The sequence below is a fragment of the Clostridium sp. AM33-3 genome (assembly GCF_003480315.1).
Classification (GTDB): domain Bacteria; phylum Bacillota; class Clostridia; order Lachnospirales; family Lachnospiraceae; genus Brotaphodocola.
Window position 1 is genome coordinate 22,034 of the sequence record NZ_QUIV01000012.1, and the last position, 17,246, is coordinate 39,279.

Genomic DNA, 17,246 nt, shown 5'->3' on the forward strand with positions numbered 1-17,246 from the left:
CCATGAAAGCGTTCAAAGGCTTTTCGCCTGAGCTGAGATCAACCTACGGAAATGGAAAGGCTGAGGGCTGTGTTTTCAAGCCGGGCGAAACAAAAGAAGAGAAGGAATGCAAGGTAAGCCGTAATGGATTCCATTGCTACGAAAATCCACTGGACTGCCTGTCGTATTATCCGCTGGACGGGAAAAACCAGTTATGGCTTGTGGAAGCCGCAGGAGACATCAACGAGGACGCATCCGGCCGGATCGCCTGCACGAAGATCACGCTGATTAAAGCGCTGACACCGTGGGAGATGGCCATGGAAGCGATGCGTTATATGGTAGAGCATCCGGACCGCTCCGGCTGGGAGCAGGATAGACTGAATGTAAGTGTGCAGCAGGACAGCGCGGAGGCCACAGCAGCGGGACAAATTGCAATCGCACGTGGAAAAGAACCGGTTGTAAAAGGACCGGCCGGAGCGATCCTGGGACTCATTGTCGAAAACGAGACGGGATTGGTCATGTGCAAGCTGTTTAAGGTATCAGAGGGGCAGGCAGATAAGGAACTGAGCCTGACCGATGACAGAAAGGTGGTGTGGACCAGTGAAAAAGAAAGCTATTGAGGCCATGCCAGCCATCCAGGCCACAGCGGACGGGTGGTGCACGACAGTACAGATCATCAAAGATACCATCGTTCTTAATATCCATCAGGAAAGAGAACTGAAATGGCGGCATTGTTTTGTGCCGGAGACAAAAGAGTATGCAACGTATGATGCGGCGTGTGGCAAGTGGAACCATAAGCGTATCACGTTTTGCTACGGCGTGGAATACGAATGTGCCTATGGATACAACGAAATCTGGGGAAATCTGGATGAACGATCAGAGCTGGAGGCCGGTGACCAGAAAACAGTATATGACATGATTGAGGCGCATGATGATCATTGGAGAAAAAGGGAGCCGGAAGAATGGGCCAGAATCATTTCGGATATGGAAACCAGGGGAAAGATTGAGGAGCGGGAGTGCGCGGAACTGAGAAGAGTGAAGCGTGTGAAAGCTATGATGGCCAGAGTGCCGGGTGAACCGGAGAATCTGAGGGAATGGGCAAGCGAAAAGCTGGACGGGGGAAGGTGTTACTGCTTAAAAGACCGGGAAACCGGGAAATGGACCTGTACCGCGTGCGGCCGGCAGCTTGAGAAGATTCCGGGGAAACCGAAAAACAATGATGAGATCATTTGTCAAGAATGTGGGAAAAAGATAGTATACCTGTCAAGAAGGGGATCTGTGGTTGCTGCCGGAGGTTTTACGGTTGTGCAGCCGATTGATGAAGAAATTTCCGTCGTGCGGCATTTCTGGGGAGAATGTGAGAATAAGCCAAATAGACAGCGCCAGGTGTGGATAGGCGAACGGGTGAGAATCATTCTGTTCAAGTTTGGGAGCGAGAAATACAGACTCCACAACTGGAAGTGCGACATATATTATCAGACCTTCCGGGATGAGTTTGATAACAAGGGAAACAATTACAACATCAGAATGGTAAAAAGCTATATGTATGATGATGGTATTGCTGAGGCATTTCGTGGAACTGTTTATGATTCGTGGACAAAGCTGTTTACAGAGTTTGCGGCAGCAGGATTGGAGCTGGAATATAACAAAATGATGTGCATGCACGCATCCGATGAGTATCGTGGACTGATTGAGATGCTTTATCGTGGACGTTTCTACAAGCTTTTGAGAGAGACCAGCGAAAACGTAGGTGGATATACACGATGGAGCTATACAGGCATGCTGCATCCGGATGGAAACAGCATCGAAAGCGTTTTTGAGATTTCGGACCGGCAGAAAATAAACCGGATCCGGGATAGAAACGGCGGGGAGATAATGCTGGCTTGGATGCGGGAAAGCGACAAAGAGGGCTTTAAGGTATCGGAAAAGGTACTGGATTGGCTGAATCAAGTGAGACTCTGGCCGGGAATCACGATGGATAGGATGACAGAGTATATGTCATTGGAACAAAGCATGAATTATCTGATACGGCAGAAAAAAGAACAGTATCAGGGAAGAACAGTACGGTCGATCATTGAACAGTATGCAGACTATATCAGCATGTGCAAGAAGCTCAAGAAGGATATGACGGATGAAATGGTATATCGGCCACGGGAACTGAAACGGCGGCATGATGAGGCTGTTGAGGAGATCAAGGCGAGAGAGGAAGAGCTGCAGGCAGAAGAATATTCTGAAAAGTTTGGCGAGGCCGAGCAGGTCATGCAGGAGGTCAGAAGCAAATTTGAGTATACTGGCCAGGTTTACAGGATTCTGGTACCGCAGAAGATTGTAGATATCGTAAAAGAAGGACGAGCCCTCCATCATTGTGCTGGAGCTACGGACCGCTATTTCGACCGGATCAAGAACCATGAAACCTATATTTGTTTCCTGCGGAAGAATGAGGAACCAGATGAGCCGTTCTACACCATTGAGGTAGAGCCGGGAGGAACGATCCGGCAGCATCGCGGCATGTTCGATGAAGAACCGGACATTGAACTGGTAAAACCGTTCCTGCGTGAGTGGCAGCAGGTGATCCGGAAGCGGATGAAAGCAGAGGACCACGAACGGGCAGCCATGTCAAAACTGAAGCGTGAGGAGAACATTGAGGATCTGAAACAGAAAAACAACACCAGAGTCCTTGCAGGGCTGATGGAGGACTTTATGGAGGCAGTAGGGTAAATGGATATCGTAGAATGCAAAAAAAGTTACAAAGAATTTAAAGCTGAGCTCGATGCAGAGATGAACCGTGTGGCGAATGGCTTTGTGCGGATCGGATACGCGCTGAAAGTGGCCAGAGACACCAGCATCCTGTATGAGAGCGGATATACCAGTGTGGTAGCGTTTGCGGCCGGTGAGTATAACCTGGACAAGTCCCAGGTATCTCGCTTCATTGCGATCAACGACAAATTCTCCGAGGGAGGATATTCTGACCGAATTCAGGAGCAGTATGTAGCGTTTGGCTATGCAAAGCTGTCATTGATGCTCAATCTTCCGGATGAGGTGAATGAGCTGCTGACACCGGATCTCAGTAAGGCGGATATAAAGGCCATCAAGGATGAGATTGATGAAGAGCAGAAGACAACAGACATTGAACTTATGATCGAGCAGCAGGAGCACCTGCAGGAACATCCGGAGCAGCAGGAAGAGAATATGCTGGCCAAGGCGGTCAAGAGCCGCCTGCATGATGCTCCGGAGATGTGGATGGAGCTGAATGTAATCATCAGAAAATCAAACAGCAGAAAAGCCATTGCAGAAGTGTTCTGCCCGGGAGAAAGCAAAGTGGATATGGTCCGCATACCTGGAATTGGCCGCCTGATGGTCTCCTACAAAGGACCGGATAACAATATTGAGGTAGTTGCCGTCCGGACGGGTGAAAAAACATCGTATGAGTGGTACAAAATGGAGGCCATGCTGATGAGACTCATGCCGAGCGATGATGTGGAGGCGAACTGGCAGCAGGCTTACGCAGAGCCGTTTCCGAAAAAGCCGGAAGTTGCACCGAAGCAACCAAAACCCAGCGCACCGGAAAAGCCGAAGCCGAAAGAAAAAAGCAAGGTGACGCGGGCGGTGACCAGAAAACCGGAACCGCCGAAAGAACCGGAAAAGCCACTGCTCCATGATGTGGAGCCGTCAATTCCGAAGCCGGACCCGGTGGAGCCGGAGGTGCAGCAGGAGCTGGAAAAAGAAGTGAAGGATGCAGATGACCAGATTGAGGGACAGGACAGTATCGAGAATCATGAAGAGTGGATGCCGAACAAGGTGATTGATACCACATATGAGGATGTAACGGAAAAGCAGAAAGTTGCACCGGTACAACCAGAAAAAGCACAGAATGAGCAGAAAAATGTACAGGAACAGCCGGAAAATGATCAGGATGAGGAAAAACGTGTCTGCATCAGTGATAAGAGAAAAATCCTGGACAAGCTGTATGTGCTGAGACAAAAGGTCCTGAACAACAACAAAGAAGATGCCGAGGTTCTGGCAGAAGAGGTCGTAAGCATGATTGGAGGCTGGGACGTTGAAGAGCATTATCCAGACTGAAAAAGAATGCTATATCTGCGGGTGTTGTAGAAACCTGGAATCCCACCACATCTTTTTCGGGAATCCGAACCGGAAGTGGTCCGAGAAATACGGATTGAAAGTGTGGCTGTGCCCGTATGATCACAGGGACAACAAAAACGGGGTCCATGGTCAGGCTGTGGAGAAACGAAGATACCTGGAGCAAATCGCCCAGAGAGTCTTTGAAAAGAACCACAGCCGCGAAGAATTTGTCCGGATCTTTGGAGAAAATTATCTGGACGATTAATGGGGTAATGCGTCCGAAAGGGCATTACATAGATGTATTTGATCAAGCGAGCCAATGTGTCACGACATGCCGCTGGTACTGCCCCGCTGACTTTATGGCGGGGCAAGAAAGGAAAGAGGATGGCCAAGAAAGAACAAACAGAGATGTGGCCGGATTTGAAAGGAAAATGGGAGCAGATACAGGAATGCTACCATTTGCTGAAAAACAATGAAGGTCATATCGTATGTACGATGATAAACGGAACACCAGTAAACTACACAGAAAAATGCCAGAAGAAAGAAAAGTGGGGCGACATAATGGATAAGCGGAAAAGCATCATGATCGGAGAGTACAAGGTGCAGCAACCGTCCGAGAAACATGTATCCATTGTCTGGGTCCCGGGAAATCGACTGGTGTTTTTCACGGTGACTGATCACTGGTACACCGAGGAAGAGCTGAAAGCTGTGTTTGCGGAACATATGAAAATGGCGGGGGTGAGCGGATGAAGTTAAGAACCGTACATAAAACCATCAGAAAAATGATGAGTGGAACAGAGGGGCCGGAACGCAGCGCATTGCGTACGGCCTGCGCCTGCATTGAGAAAAGCATTCCCAAAAAAGTGATGCGCATAGAAATAAGCGAAGAACCGGAGAGGTACAATCCATTTTATGGGAATTGTCCGACGTGTAAAAAAATGGTGACATGTATGGATTTTTACTGTCCGTCATGCGGACAGAGGATAAAATGGGACGAAAAAAGATAACAGAAGTAGAGCGGGCAGTTAAGGGAAAGATATATCCAGCCGGGTGCACGCTGATAGCACTGTCTGCAACAAAACCAGAACCGGAATATGCACCAGACAGCGGAGAGATAGATACGCGTTATGCCGTAATCATGCCGAAAAAGATAGAACCGGAGTATTTGTTCGAGGCTGTGAAATGGGAGATGCCGGAGTTCTTGCATAAGCACCGGACCGGTATCAATTTACAGTTTTCGGAGCTGAAGCACTTGAAGGTTGTTGTGACCGGAAAAGAGGATCAGCTGGCATGGATGCGAGCAATAAAAAAGCTGAATGACCAGATCAATGAGACAGAGCAGGAAATAGAGACCATGAAAGATATGAAAAAGTTTTACATGAATGGGATGTTTCCGAAATAGGAGAAAAGATGTTAGACAACGAGAAGTTCAAGGCGCTTATAGGCATCAGTGAAAACTATGAAATGCCGGAAAAACTGATGAAAATACTGGAGAACAAGGGAGAACGGGAACGCATTTTTACGATTCTGGCAGATCAGGAAACAGATATGTCATACGACTGGTTTACGGATGTTTATCAGCAGGAGCATGGAGACCGGGATGCACTAAAACAGGACTTCACGCCACGGTGCCTGACAGAGTGCCTTGCGGGACTCGTTGGAACAAACGGCAGCAGGCATGCGGATGTTTGCGCCGGGACTGGAGGGCTGACGATTGCTGCCTGGAACAGGAACCCGGATCGGTATTATTATTGCGAAGAATTTTCTAAACGAACAATACCGGTGCTGCTCTTGAATCTTGCAATCCGGAACGTGCGCGGACAGGTGGTAAATACTGACGCATTAACCGGAGAGGTTTTCGCAGTGTATGATTTGGTGCCAGGCTTGCGGTTTAGCGACATTCGGGCGGCTCCGGAACCGGCGGGCGGTTTATTCGATGCCGTGGTAATGAATCCGCCATATTCGATGCAGTGGCCAGATGTAGACCAATATAGCACAGATGCGAGGTTTGCAGGCTACGGAGTGCCGCCGAAGAAAGCAGCGGACTATGCGTTTATCCTGCATGGTCTCCATAAGCTGCAGCGCGGAGGGAGAATGTGGGCCATCGTGCCGCACGGAGTGCTATTCCGAGGTGGGCGTGAACTGGAAATCAGAAAACAGCTCCTGGAGCATGGAAATATCGACGCGGTCATAGGAGTTCCCAATAAGCTGTTTTTAAATACTCAGATTCCGGTCTGTCTGATTGGATTCGGGTCAGGCGGATGCGAAAACATATTAATGGCAGACGCATCGAACGAGTACGAAGGAGCAGGAAAACAGAACTGGATGACCGGAGACCATATAGAGCGAATCTGGAACTGCTATAAAAACAGACAGGCAGAAAAACAGTATTCCAGTATCGTCGGTATAGAGAGAATCCGGGAAAATGACTACAACCTGAACATTCCGAGATATGTGGATACATACATACCAGAGCAGATTCCAGATCTTCTCGAATCACTGGACGAACTGATCCGGATTGAGCAGCAGATTGAGGATGCAGAATATGATTTTTATGACATGATGAAGCAGCTAACAGGAACGACGGAAGAGAGTGAGCAGCAGTTGCAGCAGGCAAAAGAAAAGTGGAAACGGATGCTAGTGATGAAATATGGAACAGCATAGAAAAAATGATAGCGAAGAAATCAAAAGAAGCCACGGCGTGTATCAGTACTTGGTGAGGAGAAAAACAATGGTAACTAGCGACAACCGCCCGAGGTATAAAGGAGTTTGTCCGGTGTGTGGAAAAGTAATGTGGATCTGCAAAAGCTGGGCTATGGAAATGGGAATAAATATCGGCGCAGGGACCTGCGCGGGGTGTGGAACCCTGATACACATGACACTCAATGCAGAAACACAGGAAATGGATTTGGAACGGTACGAAGATTATATTCCGGGAGGGAAAAGCAGCGTATGAGGACGAGTGTGGTATTAATCACATGCTCAAGTTGCGGCAGAGAAAAGAAAATGTTGCCGCCTGTAGAGGGTTACCGCTGCATATGCGGGAAAAACATAGTCACAAAGACGAGGAGACTCTTTATAAATTGTGAATGCGGAGCGAATGCAAAGTATCTCACGAACAGCCGTGACAGGCTGACAGAGACAGAGTGTCCGGTATGTGGCCAGCCGGTAACGTGTGAGTGGAATGTCAAGAAATGGTGTTATCAGACTATAAGGAGCGAATAATGACAGTAAGTAGGACAGAGATAAAAAGCAGAGAACTTAAGGCAGACACAATCTACAGGCATTTTAAAGGCGGTCTTTATCGAATTATGTGTTTTGCGACACATACAGAGACTGGCGAGAAGCTGGTTGTTTATCAAGCGCTTTACGGAGCGTATGAGGTATATGCACGGCCTTACGGCATGTTTGCCAGTGAGGTAGATCATGAAAAATATCCGGAATGCGCGCAGCGATATCGGTTTGAGGAGCTTTGCTAAATTAAGATTGGAGAAAAGAATATGGCTGGAAAGAGCATTTATTTTACAAGAAAAGAGCTGGAGGGACTTAGAGATTTTATTAAGTACCTTGAGACAGATGGAAAGCCAGATGATGAAGAACTATACGCTCACTGGTTGGGAAGAATCGGGACGGCGGAAGGAAAGATTATAGACGCGTGCGAAAATTAAGATTCGGAGGATGCTATGGAAGTTAGTTTAAGCGGATATAAGGTTGTTTATGGGGACAAGGTTTTAAATGCGCTGTCATTGATAGGTATGCGATTGAAACACCCAGAGAGACAAGAGGAATGCGAAAAGCCAATCAGCAAACCGGATTTTATAAGCGTTTTGGCTATTGATACGGATGGAACGCTGATTGTGATCGAGGATGAGACGTGGAGATTTCAGTTCATACCACAGATAAATTAAGATTTAGTGGAGGATAAAATGAGCAAAATCAAATTATTACCTTGCCGTTTCTGTAAAGGAATAAATATAAAAGTAGAAACGTGGTCGAGTGGAGGAAGGATGTACATGGTCAAGTGCAATAACCCGGACTGCCCTGTTCCGGCAGAAGGGTTCCCGAAAGGGAAAAATCCAAATAAAGTAATGGAAGAATGGAACAGAAGACAGGGGACACTAATTAGTTAAATTAAGATTTGGAAGGGATATTAGATGAACAAAGGGATTGTAGAAGTTGATATACCGTATTCATGTAGGACCTGCGGTTATTGCGTAAAAATAAAAGAAAGAGGGGAATGGATTTGTATGTTACTAAAACCGACCGGAAAGTATTGCGGAGTAACTGTAGCGTACATGAACGGAAAGACTGCGGATATATGCCCGATTATCAAATGACAGAGGAATTAAGATTCGGTGGGAGTGCGAAATGAAAGAACTAAAGCTTAGAGTATTGTTGTGCTTCCAGATTAACGATTCGGAAGTGTTTGGTGGAGTAGGCTCTGTTGGATATATGCAGCAGGCAGTTGATTTTGCTGTCACAGATGAAAAACGGCAAATTTTTAAACACAGCGCATATGACTACACCAAGAATGCAATCACAAGCCTAGCGGCTTGGTGTGGAGTAGGAGAAGAATCAGTTAGAACCATCAGTGCGGAAGAGTATAAAGCGAAAGCAGGGAAATGATTCATTTGCAGTACATTGTAAATGGTGTGGCCAGGCTGTTGAGGATAATTAAGATTGTGAGGAATGGAAATGAAAATAGCTTGTGAAAGATGCAATAAGGTTATGGATGCTTATTTTAGAGATAAATATGAAAAAATCAAAATGAATGATGAAGAAAAAGTGCTTTGTAAAGATTGCTATGAAATGTTACAAAGTTGGATGTACGAACAGGAAAAGTGGTTAGAGAAACATATGTAAATTAAAATTTGGAGGAAAACCGATCAGGTAAAGAAATATAATAGGAGGTATGTGCAATGTCGGAGTTAATCGGGAACAAAGAGTTTCTGGACTGTACAGAATGTCCGAGATGTACGCCTAAATACGGGCTAAGACATGGCGCAAGATATGGCATCTGCGGCATGAGCGGAAACATCGTATACCTTGAACCGTGGAAAGAACGGAGGATATGCGGGAACGGCTGGATCCATCACCATGTTTCTAGTTGTGCATTGCATGAGAGAAAAGAGTGAAGTATTGCTAAACTGAAATATAGAGGAGGATCTTGAAAATGATGATTGAAATTATCGGCACTCCGGCAATGCTGGAACAGCTGGCGGAAGAGGCGGCGGAATTGTCTCAGGCAGCATTGAAGGTTGCGCGGATCCTGCGAGGCGAGAATCCGACCCCGGTATTGTTAGGAAATGCAAAAGCGCATTTGCAGGAGGAGTACACGGACGTTATCCAGTGTGCAAACGAGCTGAGATTACTGGTTGATCCGGCGCAGATCAAGGATAAAAAGCAGCGTTTTCAGGAGCGTGTGCAAACCGCTGGATTATCAAATGAGACTGTAACAATGGCACAGAACCGAGATTTACGCAAGATTATTCACAACATCACAGGCGGACCGTTTTTGACCAAAACTGAGTGGTTGGCAATAATCAAAATCATTAATGTTGCTTGTGACAGGAATGATAAAGCGTAATTAAAAAGAAAAGTGGCCTTAGCTATGGGGAAAGCTAAGGCCTAGGTTTATGAGTCCCTGATTGAGGACAGTTACATGATATCTCATCCTGAAAAAATATGCAATGGATGGGAATCGCAAAAATCGACAAAGAAAGGCGGAAAGAAGATGGGAAAAATGAAAGTAGCAGCAGTAGGAGTAGTAGGAGCGCTTTGCTTGGTCCTGATGTGCGTGTTTGGAGTGCAGAGCAGCAGGAATAAAGCAATAGTCCTGGAACAGGCGGTGGAAACGGCAGAGTCCGATATTCATGTACAGGAGAAGAGACGGTTCGATCTTCTCCCGAATCTGGTTGACGCGATTAAACAGTATGACAAGCATGAGGCAGAGGTTTTACAGGCAATCGTTGACGGCCGCGGAGGGGCAGCAGGCATCGAGAATGTGTCCACGGCCATTTCGGCGGTGGCAGAGGCGTACCCGGAGCTGAAAAGCAATGAGAACTATAAACAATACATGATGGAACTGGCGACCACCGAGAACCTGATTGCTCAGTACCGCACAAATTATAACAAACAGGTCGGAGCCTATCGGCGATATGTAAAAAGCTTTCCGGCCAGAATCTTCCTTGACTGGACAGGATATGAATCGGTGGAGTATGAATTGCTTGATTATGATGCGCCTGTAGATGCGCCGGCACATTTGTTTGGAGAATAGGATGGAGATAACCAAGAGAGAGATTGGTGCCAGTGTTACGATCGTGGCCGTCATGATGATTATAGGTTTTTTGGTGGCAGGACGTATTGAAGCCTGGCAGATCAAGAAGAACGCAGAATATTATACGGCACTGCAGATCACAAGCCCGGAACAGTTCCAGTATGGAATGGACACGTCCGTGGGAAATGCATTTGTGTATGGTGTCTTGCGGGCGGTAGATCCGGTTACATATCCAGAAATCGGTGGAGCATACCTGTATGCAGAAAAAGAAGAAGAACACTATAACCGTCATACGAGAACGGTAACAGAAACGGATAGCCAGGGGAAAACGCACACAAGGACAGAGGTGTACTGGACGTGGGATTATTACGACAGCTGGAACATATACAGTCAAAGAATCAACTTTTTGGATGTGGAAATGGATTACAGAAAAATAACAAGGCCAAGCGCGCAATATATAGACACGATCCAGACATCCGCACATGTTAGATTTAATTATTATGGAGCGCCGGCCGAGTGCGAGGGGACCATATACACAGATTTAAGAGATGGGACGATTTCGGACAACACGCAAATGCTAGTAAATACTGGCATCGAGGACGCGGTAAAAGAAAAAACAAGATCGTATACATGGATGTTTTGGATCCTGTGGATGATACTGACAGGTGCTGCAGTGTATGGCTTTTGCTATTTGGACAATGACTGGTTAAATTTAGATTAAAACTCAGAAGTTGCACCGGTGCAACGGAAAGGAATGCCATGAAAAAGAAAGAAATCACGGAGATAAAAAAACAGTTTAAAGCTACGGAATGTGCTATAACACGCCTGCGTGGATGCTACGTCAATCCGAACGGGGAGGCTGTCACATATATGAATAAACCATTTATGAGCCTGCCGGAAGAAGAGATGTTTAAGTATCTCAGGATTGCAACAGATTGCCTGCGTGGGAAGCTGGGTGACAAGCTCCATAACCTGGCAGCAGATGAGGGTAATATGAGCTTTGGGGAAATGCTAGAACCTTTACGCAGAACAAGGCTGAAAGATGACAATGTGTTTAAGGATTTTTGTGAAGAGGTAATAGAGAACAACAGAGACTGGGTAGGCGGATACATGATCCTGGCCATGCACAGCGTATATGATATTCCGGGAGTGACAAAAGACGGCATGGACCTGGATGATGCATCGGAATCAGTATATGCGTATGTCCTGGTATGTATCTGCCCGGTAGCACTCCCTATCCCGTACATAGGGTATAACGAGTTTAAAAATGTTTTTGAGCGGGTCACGCCGCCACTTGCAATGCTGGGGCCGAAGATGGGGATTCTGTACCCGGCGTTTAACAACCGGCGGGCAGATACAAGAGGTGCGTTGTTGTATCTGGATAATCCAGGTATTGGAGACGGCATAGTCAGAATGTTGTTTTCCTGCAGCGTGGGAAGAACGGACAAGGAAAAGAAAGAAGCATTTGAGAAAGTTATGCAGAGAGTCCTGTCTGATCGGAACGGGTTCGGTCAGTTAAAAGATATCTATGAGCGGATCATCAACCGGCTGATGGAATGGAGAGAAGAAGATGATCTGGAATTAACGAAACGGGATATGAAGAGTATACTGGAAAATGCCGGGGCGAATCCGAACACGCTGGAAGAATTTGAGGACACCTGGGATGAATTCTTGGGGGACAAAGAAAAGTTGACAGCGAAAAAGATCATAGACGAAAAACGGCTGAGGGTAGAAACCGAAGGAGCTGTGATCAATGTAAAACCGAGTGGTCTTGGCAAGGTGACCGTGGAGAACACGGCGGGCATGAAGTTTCTGACAATCCAGATCACGGGCCGGACCGAGGTGAACGGTGTCCCGGTAAAAGAGGATCCGGAAAAGTGATAAAATGACAGATGGAGGGTGTGCAAGATGGACCGAGCAGCAGAAAACGAGCGAAAAAAAGAATTTTTACGCTCCTACAGAAAACGAAAAAAACATATAGCGGCACTGATTGATCAGCTGGAAGAATTGAAATCCGCAAAGCTGGGAGCATCATCCTGTGGAATTGGAGACGGAATGCCTCATGCACATAACCAGACAGATTTGTCGGATTATGTTGCAAAGCTGGAAGAACTGAAAGAGGTTATCATCCATGAACGCTACAAGCTGGTAAAGGATGCTACAGAAGTTGCAAAAGCCATCAGAAAATTAAACGATAGTGATGAGGTTTATGTTCTGACCAAACGTTATATGATGGGATGGGACTGGGAAAAAATTGCAAAAGAGATGGGATATGCCATCCGTAATGTGCATTACATCCATAGCCGGGCGCTGGAAAAACTCGAGATTCCAGAAGCGTGGAGAAAGCAGGACTAGAAAATTTATAAAACTTTGCATAGATTTGCACACCTGACCTGTGGTATAGTGTAAAATATATTAAAGGGCATCCGGGAAGGGTGCCTTTTTCATATCCAAAGAACGGAAGGTGAGGTGATTGGCCAGGACAAGGAGTCCCAACCGGGACAAAGCGTATCAGTTATGGATTGAGAGTAAAAAAAAGAAAAAGCTGAAAGACATCGCAGCAGAACTCCAGGTATCAGAATCGCAGGTTCGGAAGTGGAAAAATCAGGACCAATGGGAAGACCAAAAAGAAAAAGTAACGTTACCAAATTCCAATGGTAACGTTACCATTGGAAAAAAGCACCCCAAAGAGGATGTAGAGGAGACCATTGAGAATGGTGAGCTGACAGCGCGGCAGCAGCTATTTTGCTTGATTTACGCCAAAACGCTTAATGCGACAAGAGCATACATGAAAGCATACGAGTGCTCATACGAGACGGCGCTAAGAGCTGGGCCTAGAATGTTGGGAAATGTTGGAGTAAAAGACGAAATCAAACGCCTGAAAAAAGAACGGTTTGAGAATCAGCTGTTTGATGAGCATGATATATTCCAGTGGTATCTGGACGTAGCCACAGCGACCATCACAGACTACATAAAATTTGGCAGGAGAGAGGTCCAGGTCATGGGAGCATTTGGACCGATCGTAGATAAAAAGACCGGGAAGCCGGTTATGAAGATGGTCAATTATGTGGACTTTCTCGAGTCTGATCAGGTAGACGGCCGGGCAATAAAAAAGATAAAAAACGGAAAAGATGGTGCAAATGTGGAGTTATACGATGCGATGCAGGCCATGGAGTGGCTGTCTGAGCACATGTCTTTAGGCACAGGCGGGCAGCAGTCCCTTGCGCAGACGATTGTGGGCGCATGGGAAAAGAGAATGGCAAAGCAGAGAGAGGACGGTGCGGACGATGCTGGATGATAATGCAATATTATATTATGCAGATAATCCGATTGATTTTGTCGAAGACATCCTGCATGCGACACCGGACGATAAGCAGCGTAACATACTACGATCTCTGAGGGACTACAGCATGACATCCGTGAGATCTGGACATGGTATCGGTAAGAGCGCCGTGGAGGCATGGTCTGTGATTTGGTTTATGGTGACCAGACCATTTCCGAAGATCCCGTGCACAGCTCCGACACAGCACCAGCTTTATGATATCCTGTGGGCTGAGATCAGTAAGTGGATGCGAGGCAATCCGGTATTAAAAAAGGACCTGATCTGGACGCAGGAAAAGCTATACATGAGCGGACAACCAGAGGAGTGGTTCGCGGTACCGCGTACAGCAACCAACCCGGAGGCATTGCAAGGATTCCACGCAGACCATGTGCTGTATATCATTGATGAGGCATCCGGCGTATCGGATAAGGTATTCGAGCCGGTTCTGGGTGCTATGACAGGACCAGACGCAAAGCTGTTGATGATGGGTAACCCGACAAGACTGTCGGGCTTTTTTTATGACTCGCATCATAAAAACCGAGGATCCTACAGCGCTATCCACGTAGACGGGCGCGACAGCATCAGGGTATCGAAAAAGTTTGTTGACAAGATCATTGAGATGTTTGGCGAGGACTCCGATGTCTTCCGGGTGCGCGTGGCTGGAGAATTTCCGAAGAGCACGCCGGACTCCTTTATAGCAATGGAGTGGTGCGAACAGGCAACCAAGCTGAGCATCGAGCCTCCGGAACAGAGGATTGATATCGGGATTGACGTTGCCCGATTTGGAGACGATAGCTCCGTGCTGTATCCAGTATTTGACAAGCAAAAGTCAGATAAGATAGAGCAGTACAACCACAACCGCACAACGGAGATCGCAGGATACGCGGTCATTATGGTAAAACGCTATGCTATGGAGTACCGAGAGGCATCCATACATGTCAAGGTGGACTGTGATGGACTGGGAGTCGGCGTATACGACAACCTGGAGGAGCAAAAGGACAGGATCATTGACGATATATGGGAGGATCGCTGCAGAGAGGACGGACTGAACCCGAAAGATGCACATCAATGGGATGCATGCCAGAGGGTGCAAAAGCCAGACATACACATCGTAGAGTGCCATTTCGGCGGATCCGGAGGTAAGGTGGATGAGGATGATCCTGTAGAGTATGCCAACAGCACCGGACTGATGTGGGGAGCCGTCCGAAAAGCATTAAAGGCCGGAGCATTGCAGATCCCGGAAAATGACACACTCATGACACAGCTGAGCAACCGTAAATACAGAGTAAACAAAGACGGACGGATAGAGCTGGAGCGAAAAGAAGAGATGAAAAAGCGTGGGTTAAAATCTCCGGATATGGCCGATGCGCTGGCTCTTGCACTGTACGATCCGCCAGAGTGGACAGTAAACTGGTGATATAAATGGGATTATTAGATTTTTTGAGGAAAAACCGCTTTGAAGGCGGCACAGATAAGATGTATCCAAGGTGGAGCACACCGCCTGACCGAAACACGGAAGAGTGGATGCAAAGCTTCGGGGAAAACCCGCGTATGGCTGTTATTGATAAGATCGCCTCAGATCTGTCTTATGTGACAGGAAAACTGTACCGGATCAAACAGGACGGAGAACGGCAGGAAATAACGTCTCACCCGTTTCTGGACTTTATGCATCAGCCGAACCCGCTGTATGAATTTACCGCCTCATCAATTTGGAGACTGCAGGCAATCTACTTGATGCTCAAAGGTGAGGGATACTTTATCATTGAGCGATACTACGATGGCACTCCGGCAGAACTTTGGCCGGTACCGACGCACTGGGTACAGATGACACCATATCAGGGCAATCCGTTTTATCAGGTAAGGACAACGGATGGCATGATCATGAACGTGTCAGTGGATGAGATGTTTGTCATGCGTGACTTAAATCCACTGGATCCGTACCGCAGAGGACTGGGACAGGCTGAGGCGCTGTCTGATGAGATTGAGATTGATGAGTACGCGGCGAAGTTCCAGAAAAAGTTTTTTTACAATGATGCGACACCGGGACTTGTGGTATCAATGCCTGGAGCATCGGATGATCAGCAGAACAGATTTTTGACAAAATGGAGAGAAAAGTTACGCGGAGCAGATAAAAGCCATGGCATTATAACTATAGGTGGACCGCCAGATCATCCGGCAACGGTAACAAAGGTAGCCGACAACATGAAGGATCTGGACATGGTAAATGGCAGGACCTTTGTGCGTGATGCAGTGCTGGAGCATTTTGGGGTACCGCGAGAGATCATGGGCATCACCCAAAACAGCAACCGCTCCACAGCGGATGCGGCACAGTATATCTATGCCAAAAATGTGCTTACACCAAAGCTGAGAAACCGGCAGGATGCTATCAATCAGCAGCTCCTATCTGCATACGGGGATGATTTGGAATGGGAATATGACGATATCATCCCACATGACCAGGAGTTTGACAAAGCAATCGCTCTGGACGGCTGGAACAATGGTCTTTTAACCAAGAATGAAGCGCGGGAGCTTTTGAGTATGGAACCGATAAAGAACGGAGACATCTATAAAATGAATTTCGCGGATCTGTTCCTGCAGGAAAATGAGAACCCGGTAGCAGTAAGCTCTGCATCCGCGAATATGCAGTACGCAGATGGAGCGCCGCCAATGGAAGAGGACAGGGATCAGATAGAAATCGAACCATCGGACCTTATCGAACTGGAGGAGGAAAAGGTACTCAGACGGGCAGCAGAAATCAAGGCGAAACGGATCAAGGCAGCAGGCAGAAGTATAGAACGCACACGAAGGACGCAGAATCATAAGTTTGAGTTGGGAGTGCAGCAGTATTTTAATCAGCAGCATGACCGGATTGAGCAGGCGCTGAACGGTACGAAAAAAGCAGAAAGCGAAAACGTGTGGGATGCCATCGGGATCACAGAGGAGGAGTTCCAGAAGTTGTCGCAGGCAGAGCAACAGAGTTTGACGATGCAATTTGTCAACGGTCTGCTGGACTGGAAAGAAGAGGAAAAGCTGCTGGATCAGATTCTGACACCGCTGTGGGCGGAAACCTACGATGCAGGCGCAGAGGATGTTGTCCGGATGTACCGCATCCCGGCGATTAACCGGCCGGAGCTGACATCGACCGCAAGACTGCGAGGAGGTCAGCGCATCACGCAGGTAACGCAGACCACAAAAGACCAGATTGCAAAGATTGTGTCAGAGGGTCTGGAGACTGGAAAAGGCAGACAGGAGCTGACCGAAGAGATTATGGATGCCATGGGTAGCACAGAGACCAGGGCGCGGACCATCGCAGCGCAGGAGTGCAACACCAGCCTTTTAGCGGGCAACTTTGATATGGCCCAGCGCGGCGGATTATCCACAAAGACCTGGCACGTCACAAATGTGGGAAAAGCCAGGGATACGCATAGGGAACTGAATGGGAAAACAGTTATGATGTCGGAGCCGTTTGTGACATCAAAAGGAAATAAGCTGATGATGCCGTGCGATCCGAACTGCACGGTGGCATCGGAGACAGTAAACTGTCATTGCTTCCTAACTTACGATTAGGGGCAAAAGAATAGCAAGTAG

23 protein-coding genes are annotated in these 17,246 nt (G+C 47.3%); all 23 read left to right on the forward strand.

Annotated features, from left to right (window positions below):
* Positions 1-2: 2 nt before the first annotated feature.
* Positions 3-599: a hypothetical protein gene (locus DW819_RS08590; protein WP_118732929.1), complete on the forward strand. Its 597-nt coding sequence runs from the start codon at positions 3-5 to the stop codon at positions 597-599.
* A complete protein-coding gene (locus DW819_RS08595; RefSeq protein ID WP_182432606.1) occupies positions 580-2,697 on the forward strand; it encodes a PcfJ domain-containing protein in 2,118 nt (705 codons plus the stop codon). Before DW819_RS08590 ends, DW819_RS08595 begins: the two co-directional genes overlap by 20 nt.
* Positions 2,698-4,059, forward strand: coding sequence for a hypothetical protein (locus DW819_RS08600; protein WP_118732931.1), 1,362 nt, complete (start codon positions 2,698-2,700; stop codon positions 4,057-4,059).
* Positions 4,037-4,324 carry a hypothetical protein gene (locus DW819_RS08605; RefSeq protein WP_118732932.1) on the forward strand — a complete coding sequence of 96 codons (288 nt, stop codon included), beginning with the start codon at positions 4,037-4,039 and terminating at the stop codon, positions 4,322-4,324. The genes DW819_RS08600 and DW819_RS08605 overlap by 23 nt, the downstream gene beginning before the upstream one ends.
* A gap of 119 nt (positions 4,325-4,443) precedes the next feature.
* Entirely contained in the window at positions 4,444-4,809 is a 366-nt protein-coding gene (locus DW819_RS08610) for a hypothetical protein (protein WP_118732933.1), read from the forward strand.
* Positions 4,810-5,047: 238 nt separating this feature from the next.
* Complete coding sequence (locus DW819_RS08620; RefSeq protein ID WP_118732935.1) at positions 5,048-5,461, forward strand: hypothetical protein; 414 nt, start codon at positions 5,048-5,050, stop codon at positions 5,459-5,461.
* A gap of 8 nt (positions 5,462-5,469) precedes the next feature.
* Positions 5,470-6,723 carry an N-6 DNA methylase gene (locus tag DW819_RS08625; RefSeq protein WP_118732936.1) on the forward strand — a complete coding sequence of 418 codons (1,254 nt, stop codon included), beginning with the start codon at positions 5,470-5,472 and terminating at the stop codon, positions 6,721-6,723.
* Entirely contained in the window at positions 6,710-7,015 is a 306-nt protein-coding gene (locus tag DW819_RS15480) for a hypothetical protein (RefSeq protein ID WP_147353166.1), read from the forward strand. The genes DW819_RS08625 and DW819_RS15480 overlap by 14 nt, the downstream gene beginning before the upstream one ends.
* A 268-nt stretch (positions 7,016-7,283) precedes the next feature.
* Positions 7,284-7,538, forward strand: coding sequence for a DUF1653 domain-containing protein (locus DW819_RS08635; RefSeq protein WP_118732938.1), 255 nt, complete (start codon positions 7,284-7,286; stop codon positions 7,536-7,538).
* Between the two features lie 21 nt (positions 7,539-7,559).
* Positions 7,560-7,727 (forward strand): hypothetical protein, encoded by a 168-nt coding sequence (locus DW819_RS15670; RefSeq protein ID WP_182432608.1) that lies wholly within the window; start codon positions 7,560-7,562, stop codon positions 7,725-7,727.
* 15 nt (positions 7,728-7,742) lie between these two features.
* Complete coding sequence (locus DW819_RS08640) at positions 7,743-7,967, forward strand: hypothetical protein (RefSeq protein WP_118732939.1); 225 nt, start codon at positions 7,743-7,745, stop codon at positions 7,965-7,967.
* Between the two features lie 18 nt (positions 7,968-7,985).
* A complete protein-coding gene (locus DW819_RS08645) occupies positions 7,986-8,189 on the forward strand; it encodes a Lar family restriction alleviation protein (protein WP_118732940.1) in 204 nt (67 codons plus the stop codon).
* 238 nt (positions 8,190-8,427) lie between these two features.
* Positions 8,428-8,685 (forward strand): hypothetical protein, encoded by a 258-nt coding sequence (locus DW819_RS08650; protein ID WP_118732941.1) that lies wholly within the window; start codon positions 8,428-8,430, stop codon positions 8,683-8,685.
* A gap of 63 nt (positions 8,686-8,748) precedes the next feature.
* The gene (locus DW819_RS15675) at positions 8,749-8,922 is read left to right on the forward strand and encodes a hypothetical protein (protein ID WP_182432609.1); all 174 of its coding nucleotides are present in this window, start codon (positions 8,749-8,751) and stop codon (positions 8,920-8,922) included.
* A gap of 56 nt (positions 8,923-8,978) precedes the next feature.
* Positions 8,979-9,194: a hypothetical protein gene (locus tag DW819_RS08655; protein ID WP_118732942.1), complete on the forward strand. Its 216-nt coding sequence runs from the start codon at positions 8,979-8,981 to the stop codon at positions 9,192-9,194.
* Positions 9,195-9,232: 38 nt separating this feature from the next.
* The gene (locus tag DW819_RS08660; RefSeq protein ID WP_118732943.1) at positions 9,233-9,646 is read left to right on the forward strand and encodes a hypothetical protein; all 414 of its coding nucleotides are present in this window, start codon (positions 9,233-9,235) and stop codon (positions 9,644-9,646) included.
* Between the two features lie 147 nt (positions 9,647-9,793).
* Entirely contained in the window at positions 9,794-10,336 is a 543-nt protein-coding gene (locus DW819_RS08665) for a LemA family protein (RefSeq protein ID WP_118732944.1), read from the forward strand.
* Between the two features lies 1 nt (position 10,337).
* On the forward strand, positions 10,338-11,057 hold the full coding sequence (locus tag DW819_RS08670; RefSeq protein ID WP_118732945.1) for a hypothetical protein: 720 nt from the start codon (positions 10,338-10,340) through the stop codon (positions 11,055-11,057).
* Between the two features lie 38 nt (positions 11,058-11,095).
* Positions 11,096-12,217 carry a DUF4317 family protein gene (locus tag DW819_RS08675; RefSeq protein ID WP_118732946.1) on the forward strand — a complete coding sequence of 374 codons (1,122 nt, stop codon included), beginning with the start codon at positions 11,096-11,098 and terminating at the stop codon, positions 12,215-12,217.
* A gap of 27 nt (positions 12,218-12,244) precedes the next feature.
* Positions 12,245-12,691 carry a sigma-70 family RNA polymerase sigma factor gene (locus DW819_RS08680; RefSeq protein WP_118732947.1) on the forward strand — a complete coding sequence of 149 codons (447 nt, stop codon included), beginning with the start codon at positions 12,245-12,247 and terminating at the stop codon, positions 12,689-12,691.
* A 118-nt stretch (positions 12,692-12,809) separates the two neighbouring features.
* Positions 12,810-13,634: a terminase small subunit gene (locus tag DW819_RS08685; protein WP_118732948.1), complete on the forward strand. Its 825-nt coding sequence runs from the start codon at positions 12,810-12,812 to the stop codon at positions 13,632-13,634.
* Positions 13,624-15,075, forward strand: coding sequence for a terminase (locus DW819_RS08690; protein WP_118732949.1), 1,452 nt, complete (start codon positions 13,624-13,626; stop codon positions 15,073-15,075). The genes DW819_RS08685 and DW819_RS08690 overlap by 11 nt, the downstream gene beginning before the upstream one ends.
* A 134-nt stretch (positions 15,076-15,209) precedes the next feature.
* A complete protein-coding gene (locus DW819_RS08695) occupies positions 15,210-17,225 on the forward strand; it encodes a phage portal protein (RefSeq protein ID WP_243025737.1) in 2,016 nt (671 codons plus the stop codon).
* The last annotated feature ends 21 nt before the right edge of the window (positions 17,226-17,246 follow it).

Excerpts from the sequence above, each read along its gene's own strand:
- DW819_RS08590 (WP_118732929.1), top strand. The coding sequence starts at position 3 with ATGAAAGCGTTCAAAGGCTTTTCGCCTGAGCTGAGATCAACCTACGGA.
- DW819_RS08600 (WP_118732931.1), top strand. The coding sequence starts at position 2,698 with ATGGATATCGTAGAATGCAAAAAAAGTTACAAAGAATTTAAAGCTGAG.
- DW819_RS08610 (WP_118732933.1), top strand. The coding sequence starts at position 4,444 with ATGGCCAAGAAAGAACAAACAGAGATGTGGCCGGATTTGAAAGGAAAA.
- DW819_RS08620 (WP_118732935.1), top strand. The coding sequence starts at position 5,048 with ATGGGACGAAAAAAGATAACAGAAGTAGAGCGGGCAGTTAAGGGAAAG.
- DW819_RS08625 (WP_118732936.1), top strand. The coding sequence starts at position 5,470 with ATGTTAGACAACGAGAAGTTCAAGGCGCTTATAGGCATCAGTGAAAAC.
- DW819_RS15480 (WP_147353166.1), top strand. The coding sequence starts at position 6,710 with ATGGAACAGCATAGAAAAAATGATAGCGAAGAAATCAAAAGAAGCCAC.
- DW819_RS08635 (WP_118732938.1), top strand. The coding sequence starts at position 7,284 with ATGACAGTAAGTAGGACAGAGATAAAAAGCAGAGAACTTAAGGCAGAC.
- DW819_RS15670 (WP_182432608.1), top strand. The coding sequence starts at position 7,560 with ATGGCTGGAAAGAGCATTTATTTTACAAGAAAAGAGCTGGAGGGACTT.
- DW819_RS08640 (WP_118732939.1), top strand. The coding sequence starts at position 7,743 with ATGGAAGTTAGTTTAAGCGGATATAAGGTTGTTTATGGGGACAAGGTT.
- DW819_RS08645 (WP_118732940.1), top strand. The coding sequence starts at position 7,986 with ATGAGCAAAATCAAATTATTACCTTGCCGTTTCTGTAAAGGAATAAAT.
- DW819_RS08650 (WP_118732941.1), top strand. The coding sequence starts at position 8,428 with ATGAAAGAACTAAAGCTTAGAGTATTGTTGTGCTTCCAGATTAACGAT.
- DW819_RS15675 (WP_182432609.1), top strand. The coding sequence starts at position 8,749 with ATGGAAATGAAAATAGCTTGTGAAAGATGCAATAAGGTTATGGATGCT.
- DW819_RS08655 (WP_118732942.1), top strand. The coding sequence starts at position 8,979 with ATGTCGGAGTTAATCGGGAACAAAGAGTTTCTGGACTGTACAGAATGT.
- DW819_RS08660 (WP_118732943.1), top strand. The coding sequence starts at position 9,233 with ATGATGATTGAAATTATCGGCACTCCGGCAATGCTGGAACAGCTGGCG.
- DW819_RS08665 (WP_118732944.1), top strand. The coding sequence starts at position 9,794 with ATGGGAAAAATGAAAGTAGCAGCAGTAGGAGTAGTAGGAGCGCTTTGC.
- DW819_RS08670 (WP_118732945.1), top strand. The coding sequence starts at position 10,338 with ATGGAGATAACCAAGAGAGAGATTGGTGCCAGTGTTACGATCGTGGCC.
- DW819_RS08675 (WP_118732946.1), top strand. The coding sequence starts at position 11,096 with ATGAAAAAGAAAGAAATCACGGAGATAAAAAAACAGTTTAAAGCTACG.
- DW819_RS08680 (WP_118732947.1), top strand. The coding sequence starts at position 12,245 with ATGGACCGAGCAGCAGAAAACGAGCGAAAAAAAGAATTTTTACGCTCC.
- DW819_RS08690 (WP_118732949.1), top strand. The coding sequence starts at position 13,624 with ATGCTGGATGATAATGCAATATTATATTATGCAGATAATCCGATTGAT.
- DW819_RS08695 (WP_243025737.1), top strand. The coding sequence starts at position 15,210 with ATGGCTGTTATTGATAAGATCGCCTCAGATCTGTCTTATGTGACAGGA.